23 protein-coding genes are annotated in these 24,838 nt (G+C 67.6%); 15 read left to right on the forward strand and 8 right to left on the reverse strand.

The window, feature by feature from the left end:
• Positions 1 to 11: 11 nt before the first annotated feature.
• From fabG to ACQI46_RS13305, 5 genes are all read left to right on the forward strand, one after another.
• Positions 12 to 752 (forward strand): 3-oxoacyl-ACP reductase FabG, encoded by a 741-nt coding sequence (gene fabG / locus ACQI46_RS13285; protein WP_427094457.1) that lies wholly within the window; start codon positions 12 to 14, stop codon positions 750 to 752.
• The gene (locus ACQI46_RS13290) at positions 752 to 1,966 is read left to right on the forward strand and encodes an acetyl-CoA C-acetyltransferase (RefSeq protein WP_427094458.1); all 1,215 of its coding nucleotides are present in this window, start codon (positions 752 to 754) and stop codon (positions 1,964 to 1,966) included. The genes fabG and ACQI46_RS13290 overlap by 1 nt, the downstream gene beginning before the upstream one ends.
• On the forward strand, positions 1,963 to 3,156 hold the full coding sequence (locus ACQI46_RS13295; protein WP_427094459.1) for an acyl-CoA dehydrogenase family protein: 1,194 nt from the start codon (positions 1,963 to 1,965) through the stop codon (positions 3,154 to 3,156). Before ACQI46_RS13290 ends, ACQI46_RS13295 begins: the two co-directional genes overlap by 4 nt.
• Positions 3,157 to 3,158: 2 nt before the next feature.
• Positions 3,159 to 3,827 carry a GntR family transcriptional regulator gene (locus tag ACQI46_RS13300; protein ID WP_427094460.1) on the forward strand — a complete coding sequence of 223 codons (669 nt, stop codon included), beginning with the start codon at positions 3,159 to 3,161 and terminating at the stop codon, positions 3,825 to 3,827.
• Between the two features lie 81 nt (positions 3,828 to 3,908).
• Positions 3,909 to 5,093 carry a CaiB/BaiF CoA transferase family protein gene (locus ACQI46_RS13305; RefSeq protein ID WP_427094461.1) on the forward strand — a complete coding sequence of 395 codons (1,185 nt, stop codon included), beginning with the start codon at positions 3,909 to 3,911 and terminating at the stop codon, positions 5,091 to 5,093.
• Here ACQI46_RS13305 and ACQI46_RS13310 read toward each other — a convergent pair.
• The 7 genes from ACQI46_RS13310 to ACQI46_RS13340 are packed head-to-tail and all read right to left on the reverse strand — an operon-like array spanning position 5,070 to position 13,473.
• A complete protein-coding gene (locus ACQI46_RS13310) occupies positions 5,070 to 6,551 on the reverse strand; it encodes a flavin-containing monooxygenase (protein WP_427094462.1) in 1,482 nt (493 codons plus the stop codon). The two genes, ACQI46_RS13305 and ACQI46_RS13310, sit on opposite strands and share 24 nt — an antisense overlap.
• Entirely contained in the window at positions 6,548 to 8,071 is a 1,524-nt protein-coding gene (locus ACQI46_RS13315) for a class I adenylate-forming enzyme family protein (RefSeq protein WP_427094463.1), read from the reverse strand. Before ACQI46_RS13315 ends, ACQI46_RS13310 begins: the two co-directional genes overlap by 4 nt.
• A complete protein-coding gene (locus ACQI46_RS13320; protein ID WP_427094464.1) occupies positions 8,064 to 9,626 on the reverse strand; it encodes a class I adenylate-forming enzyme family protein in 1,563 nt (520 codons plus the stop codon). The genes ACQI46_RS13315 and ACQI46_RS13320 overlap by 8 nt, the downstream gene beginning before the upstream one ends.
• Entirely contained in the window at positions 9,623 to 11,068 is a 1,446-nt protein-coding gene (locus ACQI46_RS13325) for a class I adenylate-forming enzyme family protein (RefSeq protein ID WP_427094465.1), read from the reverse strand. Before ACQI46_RS13325 ends, ACQI46_RS13320 begins: the two co-directional genes overlap by 4 nt.
• A complete protein-coding gene (locus ACQI46_RS13330) occupies positions 11,068 to 11,853 on the reverse strand; it encodes an enoyl-CoA hydratase/isomerase family protein (protein ID WP_427094466.1) in 786 nt (261 codons plus the stop codon). Before ACQI46_RS13330 ends, ACQI46_RS13325 begins: the two co-directional genes overlap by 1 nt.
• Positions 11,850 to 12,656, reverse strand: coding sequence for an enoyl-CoA hydratase/isomerase family protein (locus ACQI46_RS13335; RefSeq protein ID WP_427094467.1), 807 nt, complete (start codon positions 12,654 to 12,656; stop codon positions 11,850 to 11,852). The genes ACQI46_RS13330 and ACQI46_RS13335 overlap by 4 nt, the downstream gene beginning before the upstream one ends.
• A gap of 19 nt (positions 12,657 to 12,675) precedes the next feature.
• Complete coding sequence (locus ACQI46_RS13340) at positions 12,676 to 13,473, reverse strand: enoyl-CoA hydratase/isomerase family protein (protein WP_427094468.1); 798 nt, start codon at positions 13,471 to 13,473, stop codon at positions 12,676 to 12,678.
• A 96-nt stretch (positions 13,474 to 13,569) separates the two neighbouring features.
• Between ACQI46_RS13340 and ACQI46_RS13345 the strand changes: the two genes are divergently transcribed.
• The 3 genes from ACQI46_RS13345 to ACQI46_RS13355 all read left to right on the forward strand — a co-directional run bounded on the left by ACQI46_RS13345 (position 13,570) and on the right by ACQI46_RS13355 (position 16,510).
• The gene (locus tag ACQI46_RS13345) at positions 13,570 to 14,352 is read left to right on the forward strand and encodes a FadR/GntR family transcriptional regulator (RefSeq protein ID WP_427094469.1); all 783 of its coding nucleotides are present in this window, start codon (positions 13,570 to 13,572) and stop codon (positions 14,350 to 14,352) included.
• The gene (locus ACQI46_RS13350) at positions 14,349 to 15,257 is read left to right on the forward strand and encodes an enoyl-CoA hydratase/isomerase family protein (protein WP_427094470.1); all 909 of its coding nucleotides are present in this window, start codon (positions 14,349 to 14,351) and stop codon (positions 15,255 to 15,257) included. The genes ACQI46_RS13345 and ACQI46_RS13350 overlap by 4 nt, the downstream gene beginning before the upstream one ends.
• Before the next feature lie 77 nt (positions 15,258 to 15,334).
• Positions 15,335 to 16,510, forward strand: a complete 1,176-nt coding sequence (locus ACQI46_RS13355; RefSeq protein ID WP_427094471.1) for a thiolase family protein — start codon at positions 15,335 to 15,337, stop codon at positions 16,508 to 16,510.
• Between the two features lie 78 nt (positions 16,511 to 16,588).
• On the opposite strand, the gene ACQI46_RS13360 is transcribed toward ACQI46_RS13355, so the two are convergent.
• Positions 16,589 to 17,338, reverse strand: a complete 750-nt coding sequence (locus ACQI46_RS13360) for a TetR/AcrR family transcriptional regulator (RefSeq protein WP_427094472.1) — start codon at positions 17,336 to 17,338, stop codon at positions 16,589 to 16,591.
• Between the two features lie 244 nt (positions 17,339 to 17,582).
• Here ACQI46_RS13360 and ACQI46_RS13365 point away from each other — a divergent pair, with 244 nt between their 5' ends.
• The 7 genes from ACQI46_RS13365 (at position 17,583) to ACQI46_RS13395 (ending at position 24,834) form a co-directional block, all read left to right on the forward strand.
• Positions 17,583 to 18,344 carry a crotonase/enoyl-CoA hydratase family protein gene (locus tag ACQI46_RS13365; protein ID WP_427094473.1) on the forward strand — a complete coding sequence of 254 codons (762 nt, stop codon included), beginning with the start codon at positions 17,583 to 17,585 and terminating at the stop codon, positions 18,342 to 18,344.
• A 10-nt stretch (positions 18,345 to 18,354) separates the two neighbouring features.
• Positions 18,355 to 19,152, forward strand: coding sequence for an SDR family NAD(P)-dependent oxidoreductase (locus ACQI46_RS13370; RefSeq protein WP_427094474.1), 798 nt, complete (start codon positions 18,355 to 18,357; stop codon positions 19,150 to 19,152).
• Between the two features lie 61 nt (positions 19,153 to 19,213).
• The gene (locus ACQI46_RS13375) at positions 19,214 to 20,110 is read left to right on the forward strand and encodes an enoyl-CoA hydratase (RefSeq protein WP_427094475.1); all 897 of its coding nucleotides are present in this window, start codon (positions 19,214 to 19,216) and stop codon (positions 20,108 to 20,110) included.
• Entirely contained in the window at positions 20,107 to 21,327 is a 1,221-nt protein-coding gene (locus ACQI46_RS13380) for an amidohydrolase family protein (RefSeq protein ID WP_427094476.1), read from the forward strand. The genes ACQI46_RS13375 and ACQI46_RS13380 overlap by 4 nt, the downstream gene beginning before the upstream one ends.
• Before the next feature lie 2 nt (positions 21,328 to 21,329).
• Positions 21,330 to 22,955, forward strand: coding sequence for an acyl-CoA synthetase (locus ACQI46_RS13385; RefSeq protein WP_427094477.1), 1,626 nt, complete (start codon positions 21,330 to 21,332; stop codon positions 22,953 to 22,955).
• Entirely contained in the window at positions 22,952 to 23,791 is an 840-nt protein-coding gene (locus ACQI46_RS13390) for an amidohydrolase family protein (RefSeq protein ID WP_427094478.1), read from the forward strand. Before ACQI46_RS13385 ends, ACQI46_RS13390 begins: the two co-directional genes overlap by 4 nt.
• Positions 23,792 to 23,793: 2 nt before the next feature.
• Positions 23,794 to 24,834 (forward strand): acyl-CoA dehydrogenase family protein, encoded by a 1,041-nt coding sequence (locus ACQI46_RS13395; protein ID WP_427094479.1) that lies wholly within the window; start codon positions 23,794 to 23,796, stop codon positions 24,832 to 24,834.
• Positions 24,835 to 24,838 lie beyond the last annotated feature (4 nt).

Here is a 24,838-nt window from a genome sequence, read left to right on the forward strand (position 1 = left end):
GGAGTGGACAAGTGGCATTGCTGACGGGTCAAACGGCCGTGATCACCGGTGGAGCTCAAGGTCTCGGATTGGCGATCGCGCAGCGGTTCGTCGCCGAAGGGGCCCGCGTGGTGCTCGGTGACGTCAACCTCGAGGCCACGCAGGCCGCCGCCGAATCCCTCGGCGGAGAGGATGTCGCGCGCGCGGTGCGCTGCGACGTGACGCAGTCCGCCGAGGTCGACGCCCTCATCCAGGCGGCGCTGGACGGCTTCGGGGGGCTCGACATCATGGTCAACAACGCCGGGATCACCCGCGACGCAACCATGCGCAAGATGACCGAGGAGCAGTTCGACCAGGTCATCTCCGTACACCTGAAGGGCACCTGGAATGGTCTGCGCGCGGCCGCAGCGGTCATGCGCGAGCAGAAGCGCGGCGCGATCGTCAACATGTCCTCGATCTCGGGGAAGGTCGGCATGGTCGGCCAGACCAACTATTCGGCGGCCAAGGCGGGCATCGTCGGCATGACCAAGGCGGCATCCAAGGAGCTGGCCTACCTCGGCGTGCGGGTCAACGCAATCCAACCCGGTCTCATCCGGTCGGCCATGACCGAGGCGATGCCGCAACGGATTTGGGATTCCAAGGTCGCCGAGGTGCCGCTCGGTCGCGCCGGTGAACCCGAGGAGGTCGCCAACGTCGCGCTGTTCCTGGCATCGGGCCTGTCGTCGTACATGACCGGCACGGTCCTCGAGGTGACCGGCGGACGGCACCTGTGATGCGCGACGTGGTGATCTGCGAACCGGTCCGGACACCCATCGGCCGCTACGGCGGCATGTTCAAGACGCTCACGGCCGTCGAACTCGGCGTCACCGCCCTGAAGGGACTGCTGGACCGCACCGGCGTCGCGCCCGAGGCGATCGAGGACGTCATCGTCGGGCACTGCTATCCGAGCATGGAGGCCCCCGCCATCGGGCGGGTCATCGCCCTGGACGCCGGCCTGCCCGTCACCGTGCCCGGGATGCAGATCGACCGGCGCTGCGGCTCGGGACTGCAGTCGGTCATTCAAGCGGCTCTGCAGGTGTCCAGCGGCGGCAACGACGTCGTCGTGGCCGGCGGCGCGGAGTCGATGAGCAACGTGGTGTTCCACTCCACCGACATGCGGTGGGGTGGGGCGCGCGGAGGCGTCGCGGTGCACGACGCCCTGGCGCGCGGACGCACGACCGCCGGCGGCAAGTTCCATCCCGTGCCGGGCGGCATGCTCGAAACCGCGGAGAACCTCCGCCGCCAGTACTCGATTCCCCGCGAAGAACAGGACGAGCTGGCCGTGGCGTCGCACCGACGCGCGGTCAAGGCGCAGCAGGACGGCGCGCTGGCCGAGACGATCATCCCGGTCACGGTGCGCACCCGAGCCGGCGAGGAGGTCATCGACACCGACGAACACCCGCGTGCGGACACCTCGGTCGAAGCCCTGGCCAAGCTGAAACCCGTTCTGGCCAAGGATGATCCGGAGGCCACGGTGACCGCGGGGAACTCCAGCGGACAGAACGACGCCGCGTCGATGTGCCTGGTGACCACCCCGGAGAAAGCCGCCGAGTTGGGCCTGACCCCGCTGGTGCGGCTGGTGTCGTGGGCGGTGGCCGGTGTGCCGCCGAACGTGATGGGCATCGGTCCGGTGCCGGCGACCGCGGCAGCGCTGCAGAAGGCGGGCCTGGAACTGGCCGACATCGACCTCATCGAACTCAACGAGGCGTTCGCCGCCCAGGCGCTGGCGTGTCTGCGCGAGTGGAAGTTCGGACCCGACGACCTGGCGCGGACCAACGTGCACGGCTCGGGCATCTCGCTCGGTCACCCGGTCGGCGCCACCGGCGGCCGGATGCTGGCGACCCTGGCCCGCGAACTGCACAAGCGCGACGGCCGCTACGGACTGGAAACCATGTGCATCGGCGGCGGGCAGGGACTCGCCGCGGTGTTCGAGAAGGTGGCCTCGTGACCAAACTGGCCCAGACGCTGGGGCTCACCGAGTTCCAGACCGAGATCGTCACCACCGTCCGCCAATTCGTGGACAAAGAGGTGATCCCGACCGCGCAGGAACTGGAGCACTCCGACACCTATCCGCAGGCCATCGTCGACGCGATGCGCGAGATGGGACTGTTCGGGCTGATGATCCCCGAAGAGTACGGCGGTCTGGGGGAGTCGCTGCTGACGTACGCACTGTGCGTCGAAGAACTGGCGCGCGGCTGGATGAGCGTGTCCGGGGTGATCAACACGCATTTCATCGTCGCGTACATGATCCGTCAGCACGGCACCGATGCGCAGAAGAGCTACTACCTGCCGAAGATGGCGACGGGGGAGACCCGCGGCGCGTTCTCGATGTCCGAGCCCGAACTCGGCAGCGATGTCGCCGCGATCCGCACCCGCGCCCGCGACAACGGCGACGGCACCTACACCATCGACGGCCAGAAGATGTGGCTGACCAACGGTGGCAGTTCGACGCTGGTGGCCGCGCTGGTCCGCACCGACGAGGGCGCCGACAAGCCGCACCGCAACCTGACCGCGTTCCTGGTCGAAAAGCCCACGGGCTTCGGCGAAGTCGCGCCGGGCCTGACCATCCCGGGCAAGCTGGACAAGCTCGGGTACAAGGGCATCGACACCACTGAGTTGATCTTCGACGGATACCGCGCCCAGGCCTCCGACATCCTCGGCGAGGCGCCCGGGCAGGGCTTCTTCCAGATGATGGACGGCGTCGAGGTCGGCCGGGTCAACGTCTCCGCCCGCGCGTGCGGGGTCGGCATCCGCGCATTCGAGCTCGCGGTGCGATATGCCCAGCAGCGCAGCACCTTCGGCAAGCCGATCGCCGAGCACCAGGCGATCGCGTTCCAATTGGCCGAGATGGCGACCAAAGTCGAGGCCGCACACCTGATGATGGTCAATGCCGCCCGGTTGAAGGACAGCGGTGAACGCAACGACGTGGCCGCCGGGATGGCCAAGTACTTCACCAGCGAGGTCTGCGCCGAGGTGACCCAGCAGAGCTTCCGCATCCACGGTGGATACGGATATTCCAAGGAGTACGAGATCGAACGCCTGATGCGCGACGCGCCGTTCCTGCTGATCGGCGAGGGGACCAGCGAGATCCAGAAGAACATCATCAGCAAGCGTCTGCTGGCGGACTACCGGGTGTAGCGGTGGGCAGCCCCGAGTTCGCGGTACGGCCACAACTGGCCGAAGACGTCGCCGGCTACGTCCGGCGGCGGATCTTCGACGGCACCTACGCGGCCGGAACCTATGTGCGGCTGGACCAGTTGGCCGCCGACCTGGGGGTCAGCGTGACGCCCGTGCGCGAGGCGCTGTTCGAGCTCAAAGCCGAGGGTCTGCTCGATCAGCAGCCTCGACGGGGGTTCGTGGTGCGGCCCGTGACCGTCCGCGACCTCACCGACGTCTCCGACGTCCAGGCCTACATCGGCGGGTCGCTGGCCGCCCGGGCCGCCGCGAACATCACCGACGCACAGGTCGCGGAACTCACGGCGATCCAGAACGAATTGGAAGCCGCCTATGCTGCCGACGACGACGAGCGAGCGGTGCGGCTGAACCACGAGTTCCACAGGGGCATCAACGTCGCCGCGGAGTCGCCGAAGCTCGCGCAACTGATGTCGCAGATCACCCGGTATGCGCCGGAAACAGTTTTCCCGACGGTCAAGGGCTGGCCCGAGCAGTCCAACGCCCACCATCGGCGAGTACTCGACGCGCTGGCACGCCGCGACCCCGACGCGGCCCGCACGGCGATGTCCGAACACCTCAGTTGCGGTGCCGGGCCGCTGATCGAGCATCTGTCGTCCCGCGGGGTGATCTGTTGATCCGCGAGCAGACACAAACTCGCACACTTTCGGGCGCAACCATGCGAGTTTGCGTCTGCTCGCCGGAGGAGAGGTAGGCCCATGGGGGTCCTCGAAGGCATTCGCGTCTTGGACTATGGCCGGTTCATCGCCGCGCCCTGGTGCTCGGCACTGCTGGCCGACATGGGTGCCGATGTCGTGCGCGTGGAGAAGCGTGGAGGCGGGGAAGACCGCTGGGTGCAGTCGGTCACCGACAGCGGCGAGGGCGGAACCTTCCTGCAGTGCAACCGCAACAAGCGGTCCCTGACGCTGGACACCACGACAGACGAGGGCAAGGAGATCAGTCGCCGGCTCGTCGAGCGCGCTGATGTCGTGGTGGCCAACATGCCGGCGGCGGGGATGCGCGCCAGCGGCCTGGACTACGAGACACTGCGGGGGATCAAACCCGACATCATCCTGGCCAGCGCGACCGCTTACGGCGAAGGCGGGCCCTACAGCGACCGCATCGGATTCGACGGCGCCGGTCAGATGATGTCCGGTGCGGTCTACCGGCAAGGCTTACCGGAGCAGCCGATTCGAACCGCCGTGCCGTACGCAGATTTCGGGACCGCGCTGACGCTGACCATCGGCGTGATGATGGCGCTGTTTCACCGCGAACGCACCGGCGTCGGCCAGCACGTGGAGGGGGCGCTGCTGCCGACCGCCATGATGCTGTCGAATGCGTTCTTGATCGAACGCGACCTGCTGGGAATCGACAAGCCGCGCATGGGCAACCAGGGTGCTTCGGTCGCGCCCTGCGACCTGTACCGCACCAAGGACGACGACTGGGTGCTTTTGCAGATCGCCGGTCAGCCGATGTTCAAGCGGTGGTGCCGACTCGTCGGACAGCCGGAATTGTTCGACGACCCCCGCTTCGCCGACGACGACCTGCGCTGGCAGCACAGTGCGGAGCTCAACGGCATCATGGCCGCGTGGACCGCGCAACGTACCAAGGCCGACGTCATGGCTGAGCTCGAGGCCGCGAAACTGCCTGCCGCCCCGATGCTTTCCACTCGCGATGTCCTGGAGGACCCGCACGTGCAGGCCATGGGCTTCCTGAAGCGGGTGCCGTTCCCCGGCGTCGAACAGGGGGTACCGATCATCGAAACCCCGTTCCGGCTGTCCGAGACGCCCGGACAGATCCGGCACCGGGCGCCGCTGCTCGGAGAGCACACCGACGAGGTGCTCACCGAGATCGGTTATGCCACAGGCGAAATCGCGGAGCTACGCCGGGGCGGAATCGTCTGACCCGTGCCGCGGGGTGACCAGATACTCGGCTGGGCGGATGCGCCGTGTGCGGCGCCGGTAACTGCTCATCAACCATGGCCAGTTGTGAGTGTCGTGGCCGTCGGTGTCGCGATACCAACTCCGGCACGCCTGCCAGACGGTTCGAGGCTGCCGGGAATCGAGTTCGGACAGGAAGTCCCGAAAAGCCTGTTCAGCGATCTCGATCGTGGCCCCGTCGGTCGCCGCCAGAGCGGTGACCGCTGAGACGATGTGATCGGCCTGCGCTTCCAGCATGTAGACGATGGAGCCGGAACCGAGGTTGGTGTTGGGTCCGTACACCAGGAACATGTTCGGAAACCCGGGCAGGGAGAGCCCCAGGAACGCGGCGGCGCGTTGCGCCCACGCATCGGTCAGGGTCTGCCCGCCGCGCCCGGTGACGGTCAGCGTCGACACGAACGGCGTGGTGACGAAGCCGGTGGCGAAGACGATCACGTCCGCGCGATGGTGCGTCCCGTCGACGCACACGATCCCGGTCGGAGTCACGCATTCCATCCCTGCGGTCTCCAGTGTGACGTCGGGCCGGGCCAACGTGGCGTAGTAGTCGTCGGAGATCAGGATGCGCTTGCACCCGATCGGTTCGTTGGGGCGCAGCATATCTCGCAACCGCGGGTCCGCGACCCGGGACGCCAGCACCCTGCTGTGCATGCGACCGAGGAGGCTCAGCGCGCCTGGCCGCCGCGTGAACATCATCGTGACCAACTCGAAGTACGACCAGATACCAAGGCGGATAGCGGATCTGAGTGCGGGGACCGACCGGTGGCGCCTGTGGAGCCGCTCCGAGTACAGCGAGTCGGCTTTACCGAACACGTACGGTGCCGACCGCTGGAAGACGGTGACGTGGTCCGCGTGCGGGGCCACCGCCGGGACCACCTGGACGGCACTGGCGCCGGTACCGATGACTGCCACTCGCTTTCCGGTCAGATCGATGTCGTGGCGCCAGCGCGCCGTGTGGAAAGCCGGACCGGCAAACGTTTCCAGACCCGCCAGATCCGGCCCGAACGGCTCGGTGAGCTGGCCCAGGGCGGGAACCAGGACGTCGGCCTCGGCCGTCTGGCCGTCGGCGAAGGTCAACGTCCAGCAGGTCCCGGTCCAGCACGCGGCGACCACCTCGGTTCCGGTCCGAATGCGCTCCGAGATCCCGGCGCGGGCGACGCACCGCTGCAGATACTGCTTGATCTCGGGACCGGTGGCGAATCGGCGTGACCAGTCGACCTCTTGAGCAAAGGAGTAGCTGTAGATGTACGACGGTGCATCGCAGGCCGCGCCGGGATAGGTGTTCACGTGCCAGGTGCCGCCGATGTCGTCGGCGCGTTCGTACACGACGAAATTGTGATGTCCGGCGGCGGCGAGCTTCAAAGCGACGCCCAGCCCACCGAAACCCGCACCGATGATCGCGACCCGCGGCGGCCTCCCGCTCACGTCACCGGTCCCGCTGTGTCGGCCAGTCTGGCCCGCAGTGCGGCGATGTCGATCTTCCCGGTGGCGCCGCGCGGGATGTCGGCGACGTCGTCGGCGCGCACCCACACGGTGGGAACTTTGAAGCTGCTCAGCAGTGTGCGTGCGGCAGCGCGCAGTTCGTCGACATCGGCATCGCTGACGACCATCGCGGCCACCTGCGGTCCGCGCGGTCCGGGAACATCGGTGACGGCGACGGCCTGTACGCCGGGGATGGTCCGCAGCGCGTCTTCGACCTCGCTGGGATAGACGGTGGCGCCGCTGACCTTGACCATGTCATCGGATCTGCCGTGGTAGAACAGGAACCCGTCGCCGTCGAAGCGGCCGAGGTCGCCGGTGGGGTAGAACTCGTCGGCGGTGAACACCGTGTGGCGGGGCCGGGCGACGATACCGCGCATCACGTGTGGTCCCCGGATCTGAATCTCGCCGATCTGCCCGGCCCCCAATCGAGTTCCGGTGTCCGGATCGACGATGCGTACCTCCATGCCGGGAAACGGTCTCCCGCAACTGCCCCAGGCCGAACGCGGCATGTCGGTGTCGGCCGGGAAGCCGCAGTACGGTCCGAACGACTCGGTCATGCCGAACAGGTTGGCGCGCGCCCCTTTCGGGCTGCGCAGGCGCTCAGGCAGCAGCGCCTCCAGGCTGCCCGGTTGCAGCGACGACAGATCGGCGGTACCGGCGCATGCGGCCAAGGCCTCGGCCTGGCTGGGCCAGCCGCGGAACAGTGTCACGCGTTCGCGTTCGAGCAACGCAAGCGTGGTCTCAGGACTGGGGATGGGTTCGGTCACCAGCATGGCACCGCTGACCAGCGCGGTGAGCGCACCGGCCCCGAACCCGCCGACCCAGAACAGCGGCATGGGCAGGTACAGGCGCGACCGCGCGGTGACGCAGCGCGCGTGCAGTCCCGACCGCACCGCGCCCAGGGCGCTGCCATGGCTGTGCACGACCCCTTTGGGGGCGCCACGGCTGCCGGAGGTGAACATGATCGCCAGTTCGGTGCTGGGGCGCACCCCGGCGGTCGCCTCGTCGACGACGGCGTCGCTGACCGCTTTCCGAGGTAGGGACATGACCTGCTGCGGCGTCCAGACCTTGTTCAGGGCAGGAAGTTCGGGGCGTATGCCATCCACGGTTCGGCGGTACTGATGCCCCCGGAATTCCTCGACGGTGATCAACTGCTGTACCGCCGCACGGCGCAGCTGCGCGCTCAGCTCGCGCGGCGCGAGCAGCGTGCTCAACGGGACGAGCACAGCCCCGATGCGGGTGACGGCGAAAGCCACTCGAATCCAGTCCACGCCGTTGGGCATCACCAGTCCCACGCGGCTGCCCCGGTTGACCCCAGCCTCCAGGAGACCGGCCGCCAGTTCGCGGGTCGAGCGCTCGAGCTCTCCGAAGGTCACGCGATTGTCGGGATCGACGACGGTCGTGTGGTTCCCGCGTGTCTGGGCTTGCCGACGCAGTGTCGCGTCGATCGTGTCGTCAGCCATCGAACATCGCCGTCAGGGCCGAGAGGTCGACTTTGCCGCTGGACATCAACGGAAGTTCGTCGCGGCGGCAGAAGAGGAACCGGCGCGGCACCTTGTAGGCCGAGAGATGGTCACGCAGCGCCGCGCGGACCGCGTCCTCGTCCACACCGGGGGTGTCCTCGAAGGCCACCACCGCGGCGACGACCTGGCCGCGGGTCGGGTCGGGCAATCCCACCACGTGCACGGCCGCGGGATTGAGCACCCGCTTGAGCGCCGCCTCGACCTCACCGGGGGTGACGTTGGCACCCGCGGTCTTGATCATCGCGCCGGCTCGCGCAACGAAGTAGACGAAGCCGTCGGCGTCGGTACGGACCAGGTCTCCGGTGTGTAGCCAGCCGTCGGCGTCGAAGCAGTCTTCACGGCTGAGACCGTAGTAGCGCTGCATCAGATACGGTCCGCGCAGCCACAATTCACCGGTCTCGCCGACACCGACCGGAGCCGATGTGTCGGGGTGCACGAGCCGGATCTCGAAACCGGGTGCCGGTCGACCGAAGGACCCGCGCCGGTGCTCGGGTTGGTCTGCTTCGTCACCGCTGAGCAGCACCACGCTGCCCGCCTCGGTCATGCCCAGCATGCCGTGTCGCAACCCGGGGTCGGCCGGCCGGCTGTCGGCGGCCATGATCGGGTACAGATTGCCTCGGGTGGCGGTGAAGACCCGCTGCGGATAACTCGGATGGGCGCTCAGATGGGCGACCGCTGCGGCGAAACCGTTGGTCATGGTGGGCTTTTCGTCCTCGAGCAGATCGAGTGTGGCGCCGGGATCCTCGGCGTTCGCGCACACCAGCGTGGCGCCCGCGGTCAAGGTGGCCAGCAGCCCGAACGCAAAGCCGCCGATCCAGAAGAACGGCGAGTTGCAGAACAGCACGTCTTTGGCGCTCAGGCCGCGGATCTCATTGAGGTTGCGCTGGTGGGTCAGCAGGCTGCCGTGGGTGTGCATCGACCCTTTGGGTGCGCCGGTGGATCCGGAGGTGTAGATGATCGCGAGGGTGTCGGAGGCGTCGACGTCATCTTCCAGCGCGGCGATCCGGGCGTCCACGGCTTCGCCTGCGCTGCACTGTGGTTCGTAGAGCACGTGCCGCAGCACCGGTGCGACGGGGGTGAACAGCGGTGCGCCATTCGCGAGGTCGGTCGTGGAGAGATCCAGCGCGGCGGCCATCCGGTCGACGTAGTCGTGGTTGCGGAACCGGCGCGCGGACACCATGATCGCGATGTCGGCCGCGCGAAGTTGGGCGCGCAGCTCGCCGACGGTGACGAACGTCGAGAACGGCACGACCACCGCGCCGATCCGGGCCGCCGCGAGCAGTGCCACCACGAAATCGCTGCCATTCGGGTAGAGCAGTCCGACATGGGTGCCTTTCCCGGCGCCCAGGTCGAGCAGCGTCTGCGCCAGATGAGCCGAGCAGACGTCGGCGTCGCGGTAGTTCAGCCGGTCGTCGTCACACACCAGCAGGGCTTTGTCACCCCGGTCGCGCTGTTCCCGCAGCACAGCGGCGACCGTCGGCGCCCCCGACGTCATACCCGAGCGAAGTGCGCGCGCACCGCGGTCAGATCCGGTTTGCCCGACGCGGTGCGCGGGATCGCGTCGACCACCACGATCTCGCTGGGAATCTCATAACGTGCCAACCGGGAACGCAGGTAGGTGCTGAGCTCGTCGGGGTCGGCGGTGGCATCGGCGCGCAACTCCACCAGCGCGACGGGCGTCTCCCCGAGGCGCGGGTCCGGCGTGCCGATGACGGCGGCGCCGGCCACCGCGGGATGGCTTTCCAATGCGGCACGCACATCGTCGGGCAGCACCTTGAAGCCACCGCGGATGATGGCCTGGTCGGCGCGTCCCAGGATCCACAGGAAGCCGTCGGCGTCGATGCGCGCCAGGTCGGTGGTGCGGATCCAGTCGGTGGCCGGGCCCAGTTGTGCCGGCTTGACCTCCAGCAGACCCGGTTGGTCGGGTCCCAGCGGCTGCCCGGACTCGTCGACGACCCGCAGTTGCGCGCCCGGGTTGGCACGTCCGACGCTGCCGCGCTTGGAATCCCAGAACTCGCGGTGGTCAGCCAACGTCCACGCGGCCACTCCGCCGCCGAATTCCGTTGCCGCATAGGAGGTCAGCACCGGGATGCCGAACTTCTCGGTGAATGCGTCGGCGTCATCGGCCGACAGCGGCGCGGTGCCCGAGGTCACGGCCCGCACCCCGGCGAGGTCCTCGCGGGTCAGATCCGAGTGCAGCACCATCCGCAGAGCCGCGGGTACCAGCGACACCGCGCGCGGACGATACTCACGCACCGCGCGGGCCCACTGGTCGAGCTCGAATCGCCGCAGCAGCACGAATCGTCGGGCCTCGGCGATGCACAACAACACCCGGAACACGCCGCCGACGTGCACCAGCGGCGAGTTCATGATCGCCACGCCGTCCCGCAGCGCGGTCGGTGCGGGCGCGTTGTCCGGGTCTGCGCCGATGACGCTGCGGGCCAGCATGTCGTAGGTGAGGTCGACGCGTTTGGGTGGTCCGGTGGTGCCGCTGGTCAGCATCCACACGGCGACGCCCGGGCGTTCGACCCCTGCGGCGGTGGTGCCCTGGGTCACCACCGGAGGGGTCACCAGATCGCTGATCGCCACGGTGGTGGCCGCGGTGTCGGGGGCCAGTGCTTCGAGATCGTCGGCGCGGCCGACGAGCACCGGAAGCTGCAGGGCGGCGACGTCGGCGCGGGTGCGGTCGTCGCCACGCGCCGGGTTGATCACCACCACGGTGCCGCCGGCGGAGAGCACGCCCAGCAGAGCCGCGACGTGAGAAGGTTCGTTACGCAGCATGATTCCGACGCATGCGGTGCCGCCCAGTACGCCGATGCGCCGGGCCAGCGTGGCGACCTCACCCCAGGTGGACCAGTGTCCTTCGAACTCCAGCGCGCCGGCGTCGGGGTCGAGCGCAAAGACGTCGGTGATGCGTCGGGACAGGGGATGGGTCATCAGCGGATCCGCGGTGGCTTCTTGACGGGCGGGCCTTGCTCGGCCAGTTCGGCCTTGGCCAACGGGTTGCCCAGCCGGGTGTAGATCAGACCCTGGTCCATCGCGGCGCGGTACGGCTTGTCCAGCGATTCCCAGATCGCCTTCACGGTGCCCTGGGTGGCGGTCGGCGGCTTCTCGGCGATGGTGGCCGCGATCTCGTGCGCGCGGGTCCACAGCTGCTCTTCGGCGACCACTTCGGTGACCAGACCGATCTGCAGCGCGGTCTGGGCGCCGACGCGTTCGTCGTTGCCCATCAACGCCATTCGCAGGGTGTCGCCGAGACCGACCCGGCGCATCAATCCGACCGGCTCGAGAGCGGAGACCAGTCCCGCGCTCACGTGCGAGTCGAAGAACGTCGCGCCCTGCGAGCAGATCACGATGTCGGCCTCGTTGACGAAGTACAGCGCCCCCGCCGTGCACATGCCCTGCACGGCGCAGACCACCGGCTTCCACATCTTCTGCCACTTCGGGCTGAGCAGTTCGCCGGGATCCTCGTGGTTCCACACGATGTCGGGCTGGCCGTAGCTGGACTTCACGTCCAACCCGGCACTGAACGCGCGGTCACCCGCGGCGCGCAGGACGACGGCGTTGATGCCCTCGTCGGCCTTGATGGTCTGCCAGACGGTGCGCATCTCCTCGCACATGGCGCGGTTGAACGAGTTCAGCGCCTCGGGCCGGTTCAGCGTGACCGTGGCGACGCGCGCTGTGTGGTCGAGGTCCAGGAGGATGGTGTCGAAATCACTCATCGGCACTGCCAGTTCGGGGCGCGCTTCTCGACGAACGCGCGCGGCCCCTCGGCGGCATCCTCGGTGCGCACCACGCGCTCCCGGAACGTCTCGGCCAGGATCTCGCCTTCGAGCAGCGGCAGATCCAGCGTCTTGTGGATGGCCAGGCGCGTGCCACGCACGGCCAGCGGTGCGTTGGAGTTGACGATGTCGGCGATCTCGTGGGCACGGGCCAGAAGATCGTCATGCGGGACGACTTCGGTGATCATCCCGAGCTCGTACGCGCGCTCCGCGCTCATCCGTTCGTGCTTGCCCATCAACGCCATTCGCAGCGCGACCGAGCGGGGCAACGCCCGGGCCAGACGCACCATTTCGCGGGCGGCGACGAGTCCGATGCTGACGTGCGGATCGAAGAACGTGGCCTTGTCGGACGCGATCACGATGTCGCCGGTGGTCACCCAGTCCAGGCCGGCGCCACAACAGATGCCGTTGATGGCGGCCAACACCGGCTTGGCCATCCGGCGGAACGGCGGTGTGCCCTCCTGCGGGGCCTCCCACTGGTCGTAGGTCGACAGGTAGGGGCGCTCGTAGATGACCTTGCCGTCGTCGGGGATCTCCTTGACGTCGGCGCCGGTGCAGAACGCCCGCCCCGTGCCGGTGACGATCATCAACCAGATGTTGTCGTCGTTCTCGGCTTCGTCGTAGGCCGCCCGCAGTTCGTTGATCATGTGCGGGGACAGGGCGTTGAGCGCCTCGGGGCGGTTCAAGGTGATGGTGGCCTTGTGCCCGTCGACCTCGTAGGTGATGGTGTCGTAGTTGGTCATGCGGTCCCTTCTGCGCCGTCTACCGGCCGGTGAAGTCCGGAGCCCGTCGCTCCCGGAACGCGGCCAGACCCTCCTTGAAATCGGCGGTCCGGCACGCCAATTCGAGGTTTGCCAGTTCGTGGTTCATCGACTGCGGCAACGTGGCGTGCAATCCGTAGTGGATGGCCTGCTTGGCCAGCCCGATCGCCACCGTGGGCCCGTCGGCCAGCCTGGCCGCCAGTTCGTCGGCGACCGCGTCCACGTCGTCGCCGGGTACGGCCTGGTCGATGAGTCCCCAGTCGGCGGCCTGGGTGCCGGATACCTTCTCGCCGAGCAGCAGCATGCGTTTGGCCCGGGTCAGCCCCGCCAGGCGCGGCAGCAGCCAGGTCGCGCCCGAGTCGGGAGTGAAGCCGCGGTCGACGAACGGTTCCCACAGCGTGGCGTCGGTCGCGGCGACGGTGAAGTCGGCGGCCAGCGCGAGGTTGCAGCCCAGCCCGACCGCCCAGCCGTGCACGCTGCACACGACGGGTAGTTGGATCGTGGTCACCAGCTCGATGATCCGGTTGTGGGTGAGCGGGACGCGCCGGGTCAGATCGCCGGTGCGGGGCCGTTGTCCCTCACGGTTGGTGGCCACCCAGTCCGCGCCGGTGCAGAAGTTCCCGCCGGCGCCGGTGAGGTGGATCGCGCGCAGCGTGTCGTCGGTGGCAGCCTGGGCGAGAATGGTCACCAGGTCGTCGATCATCGTGTGGGTCAAGGAATTTCGACGGTCGGATCGATCCAGGGTGATTCGGAGTACCGAACCGTTGCGGCTGTGTCGCACCGCGCCTTCGTCGGTCACCGGTCCACCTCTCGTATCGCTATACAGATAGCCATACAGTTAGCACTTCGATTACTATCCTGTACAACTTAGCAAGGAAAGGCCGTCTGGGGAACAGTGTCAGCGCAACGTATTCGCCAACCACGGGTCGCCGAACTCGTGGCGTCCCGGCTGCGCGACGACATCCTGACCGGCCGCCTCAAGGAAGGCGACGTCCTGCCGTCGCAGGAGGCTCTGTTCGCGCAGTTCGGCGTGAGCCCGCCGGCCGTCCGCGAGGCCATCCACATCCTGGAGTCCGACGGGCTCATCTCGGTGCGGCGCGGCAATGTCGGCGGAGCGGTGGTGCATCTGCCGTCTGCCGAACGGACCGCGCACATGATCGGCATGGTGCTGCAGACGCGGTCGGCCACGCCTGCCGACGTCAGCGAGGCGCTGCTGCACCTCGAGCCGATCTGCGCCGGCATGTGCGCGGCCCGCACAGACCGGATGACCGAGGTGGTGCCGCACCTGCAGGCCGCCGTCGACCTGCAGCTCGAGCAGTTCGACACGTCGTCGCGGTATGTGCCCAACGCCCGGCGTTTTCACGAGGCGATCGTCCAACGGTGCGGCAACCAGCCCATGATCCTGTTGATCGGTGCGCTCGAGGTGATCTGGTCGGCGCACGAGTCGTCGGTGTGGAGCGACGAGTGCAGCCCGAGCGATCCGATGCGGCCCCGCACCATGCGGGCCGCGTTGCGCGACCATCAGCGCTTGCTCGACGCGATCGTCGAGGGTGACTCGGCACGCGCCGTGCGGTTGGCGCAGAACCATCTGGCGGCCGCGCGTCACAACACGCTGGCTGCAGCATCCAGCAGAACCATTGAGGCGAAATTGATTTCCAACGAACAGGACTGGACATGACCACTGCCGCCGATGACCGCGTACTTTTCGACGTCGACCGAGACACGCGGATCGCGACCATCACGCTGAACAATCCGGGCCAGCGCAACTCCTACGACGCGGCCATGCGCGAACAGCTGGCGCGCTACCTCGACGACGTCGCCGAGGACGACGACGTGACGGTGGTGCTGCTTCGTGGCGCCGAGGGCGTGTTCAGTACGGGCGCGGACATGAACAATGCCTACGGCTGGTATGGCGATGAGCGCTCGCGCGAAGAGCGATCAGATGGAGACAAGGATTCCGGGCAGGCCAAGCGCCGGCCCAGCCAGCGTCGGCGACTCATCGTGGACCGCAAGACCTTCGGCTTCTACCACAACCTGATGGGCTTCCCGAAGGTCACCGTCGGTGAGATCAGCGGCTACGCGCTCGGCGGCGGCTTCGAGATGGCGCTGATGACCGACATCTCGGTGATCGCCCGCGACACCAAGATCGGCATGCCCGCCACCCGCTTCCTCGGGCCGGCGCTGGGCAGCCTGCACATGTTCTTCCACCGGCTGGGTCCGGTGCTGGCCCGGCGCCTGCTTCTCACCGGCGACATCATCACCGCGGCCGAGGTGGAGCACCTCGGGGTTTTCACCGACACCTGCGACGCCGACGCGGTGCCGGCGCGCGCCCGCTACTGGGCCGAGAAGGCCGCGAAGATGCCCGCCGACGGCGTCGTCATCGCCAAAGAGGCGTTCCGGCTGGTCGAGCAGAGCCAGGCCTATCAGGGCGAGGAGGTGGCCAGCTACCTGTTCCACGCCTACGGCACGAACCTGCAGTTCGCACCGGGTGAGTTCAACTTCGTCAAGACCCGCGCGCAGGTCGGGACGAAGGAGGCGTTCCGGCTGCGTGACGAGCACTTCCACGTCCCCGAACCTGAGTGACCTGGCTCACCCTACTGTCGGCGCTACACCTTCTGTTAGTTTTGTAACGTTCTGTCTTCGAAACCGAGGTCGATACCATGCCAACACCCGTCATCGTCGGTGCCGCCCGTACGGCTATCGGCCGGTCCTTCAAGGGCACCCTGGTCAACACGCCCCCCGAGACCCTCATCACCACGGTGCTGCCCGAGGTCGTCCGCCGCTCCGGCGTCGACCCGGCCGACATCGACGACATCATCTTCGCCGAATCCCATTACGGCGGCGGCGATCTCGCGCGCTACGCAGCTGACGCGACGGGTCTGCAGCACGTGCCCGGCCAGTCGGTGAACCGGCACTGCGCCGGCAGCCTGACCGCGATCGGCAACGCGTCGGCGCAGATCGGTTCCGGCATGGAGCGCGTGCTGATCGCCGGCGGCGTGCAGTCGCTGTCGATGACACCGCTGACCAACTGGCGTATCCCGGGCCCCGAACTGAAGTTCGAGGAGCGGTGGATGCCGCCGACACACGTCGAGACCCCCGATGCGCCCACCCGCGACATGTCGATCACCGTCGGGTGGAACACGGCGCAGGCCACCGGCATCACCCGTGAGGAGATGGACGCCTGGGCGGCGCGGTCGCACCAGCGCGCGGTCGCCGCGATCGACGCCGGAAAGTTCGTCGACGAGATCGTGCCCCTGAAGGTCACCCAGTTCGACGGCTCGGTGGTCGACTTCAGCGTCGACGAGCACCCCCGTCGCGACACCACGGTCGAGAAGCTGGCCGGCCTGAAGGTGCTGCACCCCGAGATCGAGGGCTTCTCGATCACCGCCGGCAACAGCAGCGGCACCAACGACGCCGCGGCCGGGGTCGCGCTGGTCGAGGCCGACTACGCCGCGGCCAACGGCCTGAACGTGATGGCCAAGGTCAGAGCGTGGGGCGCCATCGGCGTGAATCCGCGCGACACCGGGCTGGGCGGCGTGCGGGTCATCGGCAAGGTGCTCGACCGCGCCGGCCTGAAGCCGTCCGATATCACGCTGTGGGAGATCAACGAGGCGTTCGCCTCGGTGCCGATCGCGGCGTGCAAGGAGTACGGCATCGACGAGGAGCTGGTGAACTTCTCCGGCAGCGGCTGCAGCCTGGGCCATCCGATCGCCGCTTCCGGCGCGCGCATGGTCACCACGCTGGTCTACGAGCTGCAGCGCCGGGGCGGCGGCATCGGTGTGGCCGCGATGTGCGCCGGCGGCGGCCAGGGCGGCGCCGTCGTCGTCGAGGTCTGAGTCTGACTCCGCCGAAATTGCATTCCACGCGCGTCAAGTCGCGAAATCGCCACGTGGAATGCAATTTCGGCGAGACGGTCAGCTCTTGCGTGACGTGCTCTTCGTCGCCTTGCGGGCGGCCGGCTTCTTGTTCTGCTCGATCTGTCGGGCGGCGTGCTCCAGGATGCACTCCAGGCCGTACTCGAAGTTCCGGTCGTCGGACCCGCTGAGGTGATGGCCCTTCTGTGTGATCGCCGCCAGCAGCGGCGCGCTTTCCGGATCGAAGGTCAGTGAGTCGTCGATGTCACCGGGACCCTCGTTGGCGGCCAAATTCTTCTCGCGCAGTCGCCGCAGCACCACCGAACCGCGCACATGCAGCGACATCGCCGAGTACGTGTCGAACGCCTGCTCGGGTGTCAGACCTGCTTCGACCAGGCTGCTGACCGCACTCTCGACCTCCTGCACGCCGAGCTTGGCTGCGCGCGGACTCAGTGCCGAACGGATCAGGATCAGGTCGCACAGGATCGGGCTGCCCATGAACGTCTGGCGCATCGTGCGGGCGTGGTTGGCCAGCGTCTCGCGCCAGTCGGTGGCCTCGACATACGGCGTGGCGAACGCGAACTGGCGCAGCGCGCGGTCGGTCATGGCGTTGAGGAGGTCGTCCTTCTTGCGGAAGTACCAGTAGATGCTGGTGACCCCGACGCCGAGGTGCTTGCCGAGCAACGGCATGCTCAGGTTGTCGATGCCGATGTCCTCGGCGAGCTCGAACGCGCCTTTGATGATGTCGTCCGGGTTGATGGACCCGCGTTCGCGCCGTTGACGCTTCTCCGCGGTCGCCTGCTTTGCCACTGAGGGGCACCTCCATCGTCTCGACGTTGCGCATCGCGGCGGTCCGGGTGGGGGATGGCCGCGCACTGGTCGGCAGCGGTAGCCTGAACTGCGTCTTTGCGTTCTCGTTGCCAGGTTGCCGAAGGCCCGACCTTACCGTGGCGCACCGGATCGGCCCGTCCGGCACCATTTCGCCTGTTTACTGTAAGTCCTATAGTAAGCTTTTCCAGCGGTATCCCGCGACATCGACGAAAGGCGAGGCCGAGTGTCCGACGAAGTTCTCCGGGAACGGCAGGGCCGGGTCCTGATCATCACGATCAACCGCCCCGAGGCGCGCAACGCATTCAACCTCGCGGTGGCCCAGGGCCTCGCTGATGCGATGGACGAACTCGACGAGTCACCCGAGCTGTCGGTGGCCATCATCACCGGCGCGGGCGGCAACTTCTGCGCCGGCATGGACCTCAAAGCGTTCATGGCCGGGGAGGTGCCCGCGATCGAGGGCCGCGGCATCGGCTTCACCGAACGGCCTCCGCGCAAACCGGTGATCGCCGCCGTCGAAGGCTACGCGCTGGCGGGCGGCACCGAGATCGTGCTGGCCACCGACCTGATCGTGGCGGCCAAGAACGCGAAATTCGGCATCCCGGAGGTCAAGCGCGGACTGGTCGCGGCCGGCGGCGGTCTGCTGCGGCTGCAGAAGCGGATCCCGTACCAGAAAGCGCTCGAGCTGGCCCTCACCGGCGACAGCTTCACCGCCGAGGAAGCCTCGGCGTGGGGCTTCGTCAACGTGCTCACCGAACCGGGTGAAGCCCTCGACGGTGCACTGAAGCTGGCCGAACGGATCACCGCCAACGGCCCGCTCGCGATCGCGGCCACCAAGGAAGTGATCATGAAGTCGGCCGACTGGAGCCAGGACGAGATGTGGAAGAAGCAGGGCGAGATCGTCTTCCCCATCTTCTCGTCCAAGGATGCGATGGAGGGCGCGACGGCCTTCGCCGAGAAGCGCGCCCCGAACTGGACGGGCACCTGACGGGCCGGTCGTGGACCTGGGGCTACGCGACGCGGCGGCCGTCGTCGTCGGTGGCGGCGGCGGGATGGGGCTGGCCTCGGCGCGCTGCCTGGCCGAGGACGGCGCGCGCGTCGCACTGATCGGCCGCACCCGCGAGACCTTGGAGCGCGCGGTAGCGCAGCTACGTGAACTCGGCAGCCCCGACGCCTTCGGGCTGGTCGCCGACACCGTCGATCAGGGTCAGGTCGAGCAGGCATTCGCCGACGTGGCGCAGCGCTGGGACGGCGCGCTCAACATCCTGATCAACGCCGTGGGCCCGACGGTGCGCGGCACCTTCGAGGAGTTGAGCGACGCGGACTGGCGGCAGGCCATCGACGAGGGCGCCATGGGCATGGTGCACTGCGTCCGCGCCGCGCTGCCATTGTTGCGAAAGGCCGAATGGGCCCGCATCGTGAACTTCTCTGCACACTCCACACAGCGGCAGAGCACCATCCTGCCCGCCTACACCGCGGCCAAAGCGATGGTCACCAGCGTCTCGAAGAATCTGTCGCTGCTCCTGGCGCCGGACGAGATCCTCGTCAACGTCGTGTCGCCGGGCAGCGTCGCGACCGAGGCCCTGGTGGGTTGGGCCGAGTCGGTCGGGGTCGACGGTACGGACCCGTACGCGTTGATGAAGGCGATCGACGAGCACTTCGGCCATCCGGCGCATCTGCCCCGGGCCGGCCTGCCCAGTGAAGTCGGCCCGGTCGTGGCTTTCCTGGCGTCGCGCCGCAATTCGTACATGACCGGCGCGAATGTCAACGTCGACGGTGGGAGTGATTTCACCTAAGAAACCCGGGAAAACAGCCTCTCCGCGGCATTGCGGAAGCCACTACCGATAGGTGTACAGTATGAGCATCTATCGAGCTGAGGAGGCTATCGGCGTGACCTCTGCCGAACCCGCCGCACCCACCGGTGCCGCACCGGGCGGTCAGCCCGTCCTCTACGAGGTCCGGGACAGTGGTGTCGCGGTGCTGACGCTCAACCGACCCGAGCGGATGAACGCGTGGGGCGGGGGACTGGCCGCCGCGTTCTACCGGCACATCGACCGCGCCGAAGCCGATCCGGCCGTCCGCGTCATCGTGCTGACCGGCAACGGCCGCGCGTTCTGCGCGGGCGCCGACATGGGGGATCTCGACGGCATCGGAGGCGCCGGTGCTTCGGCGGGGGAGACCGACGTCACCCAGTTGGTCGGCGAACGTCATCCGCATTTCGTCACCGAGTTGCACAAGCCCGTCATCGCCGCGATCAACGGCGCCTGTGCCGGTATCGGTCTGACCCAGGCCCTGATGTGCGATGTCCGCTTCGCCGCCGCCGGCGCCAAGTTCACCACGGCATTCTCCCGGCGCGGACTGATCGCCGAGTACGGGATCTCGTGGATCCTGCCCCGGGTGGTGGGGTGGGGCGCGGCGCTGGATCTGCTGCTGTCCGGCCGCACGTTCTACGCCGAGGAAGCCAAGGAGCTCGGGCTGGTCAAAGAGGTGGTGCCGGCCGAGGAGCTGATGCCACTTGTACTCGCCTACGCCGAGGACATGGCCGCCCACTGCGCCCCCAGCGCGCTCGCGGTGATCAAGCGCCAGATTTATCAGGACGCTCTGCGAAACGTCCACGACACCAGTGCGCGAGCGGAGACACTGATGCACGAGTCGATGCAGCGGCCCGATTTCATCGAAGGCATCACCGCCTTCTTCGAGAAGAGACAGCCCCACTTCCCGCCCATGGAACTGGAGAAGGAGGACGCGTCATGAACGCTCCACAACCCCTGGACTATCGCGCCATCGACGTCGACAACCACTACTACGAACCCCTCGACGCGTTCACCCGGCACCAGCCCAAGGAGTTCCGCAGCCGCGGTGTGCAGATGGTGCAGGACGGCAAGCGGACCCTGGCCGTGTTCGGCGGCGTGGTCAACCACTTCATCCCCAACCCTTCGTTCGACCCGATCATCGAACCGGGCTGCCTCGATCTGTTGTTCCGCGGTGAGATCCCGGAGGGCGTGGATCCCGCGTCGCTGATGAAGGTCGACCGGCTCGCCGATCATCCCGAGTATCAGAACCGCGACGCCCGGGTGCAGATCCTCGACAAACAGAACCTCGAGACGGTCTTCATGCTGCCGACCTTCGCGTGCGGTGTGGAGGAAGGCCTCAAGCACGATGTCGAGGCCACCATGGTCGCGATGCACGCCTTCAACCTGTGGTTGGACGAGGACTGGGGATTCAACCGGCCCGACGGCAGGATCCTTGCGGCGCCGATCATCTCGCTGGCCGATCCCGAAAAGGCCGTGCAGGAAGTGGAATTCGTGCTCAGTCGGGGCGCTCGGATCGTCTGCGTGCGTCCCGCGCCGGTGCCGGGGCTGGTACGCCCCCGCTCGCTCGGCGATCCGGTGCACGACCCGGTGTGGGCGCGGCTGGCCGAAGCCGGAGTTCCGGTGGTGTTCCACCTGTCCGACTCCGGATACATGGCGATCCCCGCATTGTGGGGTGGCAGTGGGGTGTTCAAGGGCTTCGGCAAGCGGGATCCCCTCGACATGGTGATCATGGACGACCGCGCCATCCACGACACCATCGCCTCGATGATCGTCCACCAGGTCTTCACCCGGCACCCCAAGCTCAAGGTGGCCAGCATCGAGAACGGCTCCTACTTCGTCTACCGGCTGATCAAGCGACTCAAGAAGTCCGCCAACAACGCGCCGTACCACTACAAAGAGGATCCGGTCGAGCAGCTCAGGAACAACGTGTGGATCGCGCCGTACTACGAGGACGACGTCAAGCTGCTCGCCGAGACCATCGGCGTGGACAAGATCCTGTTCGGGTCCGACTGGCCGCATGGTGAAGGCCTGGCGGATCCCACGTCGTTCACCGCCGACATCCCGCAATTCCCTGAGTTCAGCCACGAGGACACACGGAAGGTCATGCGCGACAACGCACTCGAACTGATCGGTGCTGATGTGACGGTCACCGCGTAGCGATGGCAGAGTGGACCATCGGTGGTGTCGTCGACGCCATCGCCGGGGCGGTGCCCGACCGGGTGATGACGATCTGCGGTGACCGCCGCAGCACTTACGCCCAGACCGCCGACCGCACGCGTCGGCTCGCGAACTTCCTGGTGGCCAACGGGATCGGTCTGAAACGCGAACGCAGTGAACTGCAGCGCTGGGAATGCGGGCAGGACCGCGTGGCGCTGATCATGCACAACGACCTGTACCCCGACATGGTGATCGGGGCGCTGAAGGCCCGGGCCGTACCGGTCAACGTGAACTTCAACTACACGCCCCGCGAAGTCCAGGAACTGTTGGCCTATCTACGGCCGCGCGCCGTGATCTGCCACCGCTCGCTGGGGGCGAAGTTCGCCGACGTGCTGCCCGGCGACGGGGTGGAACTGCTGATCTCGATCGACGACGGCAGCGACGGTCCCGACCTCGTCGATGCCGTGCCACTGGACGAGGCGCTGGCACAGGGCGAGGTCGACCAGGACGTCACTCCGTCCCCGGACGACGTGATGATGATCTGCACCGGCGGCACCACCGGCCGGCCCAAGGGCGTGATGTGGCGACAGGCCGACACGTACGTGATCTCGATGAACGGCGCCGACCACGAATCGGTGGCCGAGATCCACGACAAGGTCACCCATGCCGGTCCTCCCTGGTTCGCGGTGTCGCCGCTGATGCACGCAGCGGGCATGTGGACGGCGTTCGCGGCCTTGCTCAACGGGCAGACGGTGATTCTCTACGACAAGCCCACGTTGGACCCGGCCGCGGTGCTGCGCACCGCTGAGCGGGAGAGGGTCGGTTTGATGACGATGGTCGGCGACGCCTACGCGGGTCCGTTGATCACCGAGCTGCGCCGTCATCCGTACGATCTGTCATCGCTGTTCGCCATCGGCACCGGCGGTGCCGCGACCAACCCGCGGCACCAGGAAGCGCTGCTCGAACTCCTGCCTCAGATCACCCTGGTCAACGGGTACGGCTCCTCGGAGACCGGCAACATGGCGTTCGGGCGCAGCCAGCGCGGCGACCGCAGAGACACCTTCGAGCGCCGAGACGGCGTCGTGTTGCTGTCCGAGGACCGCACCCGCTTCGTGGCACCTGGCGAGCCGGAGGTCGGCTGGGTGGCGCGTGAAGGACGAATACCGTTGGGCTACTTCGACGATGCGGAGGCCACTCTGCGTACGTTCCCGGAAGTCGAGGGCCGGTGCGTCGTCATCTCCGGGGATCGGGGCTCACTCGAGACCGACGGCACGCTGCGGCTGTTCGGGCGGGACTCGCTGGTGATCAACACCGGCGGGGAGAAGGTGTTCGTCGAAGAGGTCGAGGAAGTGGTCCGCATGCACCCCGACGTCGAGGATGCGCTGGTGGTGGGCCGCCCCAGCGAACGGTGGGGTGAGGAAGTGGTTGCGCTGGTGGCGATCCGCGACGGTGCGACGGTGACCGACGAGCCGCTGCGCGCGCTCTGTCACGAGCAGTTGGCCCGCTACAAGACACCCAAGGAGTTCCTCTTCGTGGACCGCGTCCGCAGGCTCGGCAACGGAAAAGCCGACTACCGCTGGGCCAAAAGCCAAGCAGTGCAATCGGATACGCTGGCGGGTCAACCATGACCCGTAAAGTGATTGACTGCCTGGTCAACGTGCACTTCGGAGAGACAGCCAAACAACCCGAGTTCATGCTCAAGGTCCGCGACGACTACTTCAAGGGCCCCAGGTCGCTCTACGACCAGGTCGAGTTGCCCGAGTTGCTCGACGAGATGGCCGAGCACGGTGTCGAGAAAGCCATCCTGATGGACAACCTCGTCAAACCGTCGGTCACCGCGCGCAAGTTCGTCGAGGAGCGACCGGACAAGTTCGCGCTCGCCATCGGCGGCGTCAACCTGCTGCGCCCGATACCGGCGCTGCGCGAGCTCACCGCGATCGTGGCCGACATGCCCGTCGCGTATGCCGCTGTGGGGCCGAGCTTCTGGGGTGACGGCATGTACCCGCCGAGCGACGCGGTGTACTACCCGCTCTACACCAAGTGCGCCGAACTCGAACTGCCGCTGTGCGTCAACACCGGTCTACCCGGACCGCCGATTCCGGGCGAGGTGCAGAATCCGATCCACCTCGACCGGGTGTGCGTGCGGTTCCCCGAGTTGAAGCTGTGCATGATCCACGGGGCCGACCCGTGGTGGGACGTCGCGATCCGGTTGCTGATCAAGTACGCCAACCTGCGGATCATGACCTCGGCCTGGTCACCGAAACGCCTGCCCGACAGTCTGTTGCACTTCATGCGGACGCGCGGCAAGAACAAGGTGATCTTCGCCTCCGACTGGCCGGTGCTGCGGCAGAGCCGGGTGGTGCCGGAGGCGCTGGCGCTGGACCTGCCGGCCGATGTGCTCGACAACTACCTCTACAACAACGCCAACGACTTCTTTTTCGGCCCCGAGGAACAGGAGCCCTGACCATGGACCGCTACGAACTGCGCAGGCTGGACTACAGCCTCTCGGAGGACCATCAGGCGCTGCAGGCCGCCTACAAGGACTTCTTCGCCAGTCACTGCTCGATCGAGACGGTGCGTGCGGCCGAGGAGTCCGGGTTCGACAAGAACCTGTGGGAGCGGCTGTGCGCCATGGGCGCGACCACCATGGCGCTGCCCGAGTCGGTCGGCGGCGACGGCGCCACGCTGGTGGACCTGACACTGGTCGCCGAGGAGATCGGCCGCTCGCTCGCACCGGTGCCGTGGATCGACCACGTGTGCGCCGCACGACTGCTCGACCGGTTGGGTGCGGTGGATTCCGACATCGTCAACGGTACGAAAGTCGTTGCGTTGGACCCGGTTCAGGACCAGACCGCGGGGATTCGCTTGGTGCCGGCCGGATCGATCGCCGACCACATCGTGCTGCGCGACGGTGACGACGTGGTGCTGCTGAGCTTCGGCACGAGACCGGCCCGGGTGGACAACATCGGCAAGTTGCCGATGGCGTGGGTCGACCCCGCGGCCGCGGACCAGCGCACCGTGCTGGCCAGCGGCGCCGCGGCGCTCGCCGACTATCAGCGTGCCCTCGACGAATGGCGTCTGCTGACCGGTGCGGCCCTCGTCGGACTGGTCGAGGAGACCATGACGATCGCCGCCGAGTTCTCCAAGACCCGCTACACCCTCGGTGTGCCGATCTCCACGCTGCAGGCCATCTCGCACCCGTTGGCCAACATCGCGATCACCGTGGCCGGTGGACGTAACCTCGCCCGGCGCGCGGCCTGGTTCCTCGACAACGAACCCGACGAACGCCGCGAGCTGGCTCCGTCGGTGTTCGTGTTCATGGCCGAAGAGGCGGCCAAGGCCGCCACCATGGCCGTGCACGTGCAGGGCGGGCTCGGGGTGTCTGCCGAGGCGGCGGCGACAGCGTATCTGGTGCGCGCCCGCGGCTGGGCGGTCGCCGGCGGCGACCCGGGTGCCACTGCCAAGCACATCGCGCGCATCGTCGCCGATCGGGAAGGACGGAACTGAGGCC

Source organism: Mycobacterium sp. SMC-4 (assembly GCF_050205565.1).
Classification (GTDB): domain Bacteria; phylum Actinomycetota; class Actinomycetes; order Mycobacteriales; family Mycobacteriaceae; genus Mycobacterium.

Coding starts and splice junctions, on each gene's coding strand:
- ACQI46_RS13290 (WP_427094458.1), top strand. CDS start 752: ATGCGCGACGTGGTGATCTGCGAACCGGTCCGGACACCCATCGGCCGC.
- ACQI46_RS13305 (WP_427094461.1), top strand. CDS start 3,909: ATGGGGGTCCTCGAAGGCATTCGCGTCTTGGACTATGGCCGGTTCATC.
- ACQI46_RS13315 (WP_427094463.1), bottom strand. CDS start 8,071: ATGGCTGACGACACGATCGACGCGACACTGCGTCGGCAAGCCCAGACA.
- ACQI46_RS13320 (WP_427094464.1), bottom strand. CDS start 9,626: ATGACGTCGGGGGCGCCGACGGTCGCCGCTGTGCTGCGGGAACAGCGC.
- ACQI46_RS13325 (WP_427094465.1), bottom strand. CDS start 11,068: ATGACCCATCCCCTGTCCCGACGCATCACCGACGTCTTTGCGCTCGAC.
- ACQI46_RS13330 (WP_427094466.1), bottom strand. CDS start 11,853: ATGAGTGATTTCGACACCATCCTCCTGGACCTCGACCACACAGCGCGC.
- ACQI46_RS13335 (WP_427094467.1), bottom strand. CDS start 12,656: ATGACCAACTACGACACCATCACCTACGAGGTCGACGGGCACAAGGCC.
- ACQI46_RS13350 (WP_427094470.1), top strand. CDS start 14,349: ATGACCACTGCCGCCGATGACCGCGTACTTTTCGACGTCGACCGAGAC.
- ACQI46_RS13355 (WP_427094471.1), top strand. CDS start 15,335: ATGCCAACACCCGTCATCGTCGGTGCCGCCCGTACGGCTATCGGCCGG.
- ACQI46_RS13375 (WP_427094475.1), top strand. CDS start 19,214: ATGAGCATCTATCGAGCTGAGGAGGCTATCGGCGTGACCTCTGCCGAA.
- ACQI46_RS13380 (WP_427094476.1), top strand. CDS start 20,107: ATGAACGCTCCACAACCCCTGGACTATCGCGCCATCGACGTCGACAAC.
- ACQI46_RS13385 (WP_427094477.1), top strand. CDS start 21,330: ATGGCAGAGTGGACCATCGGTGGTGTCGTCGACGCCATCGCCGGGGCG.
- ACQI46_RS13390 (WP_427094478.1), top strand. CDS start 22,952: ATGACCCGTAAAGTGATTGACTGCCTGGTCAACGTGCACTTCGGAGAG.
- ACQI46_RS13395 (WP_427094479.1), top strand. CDS start 23,794: ATGGACCGCTACGAACTGCGCAGGCTGGACTACAGCCTCTCGGAGGAC.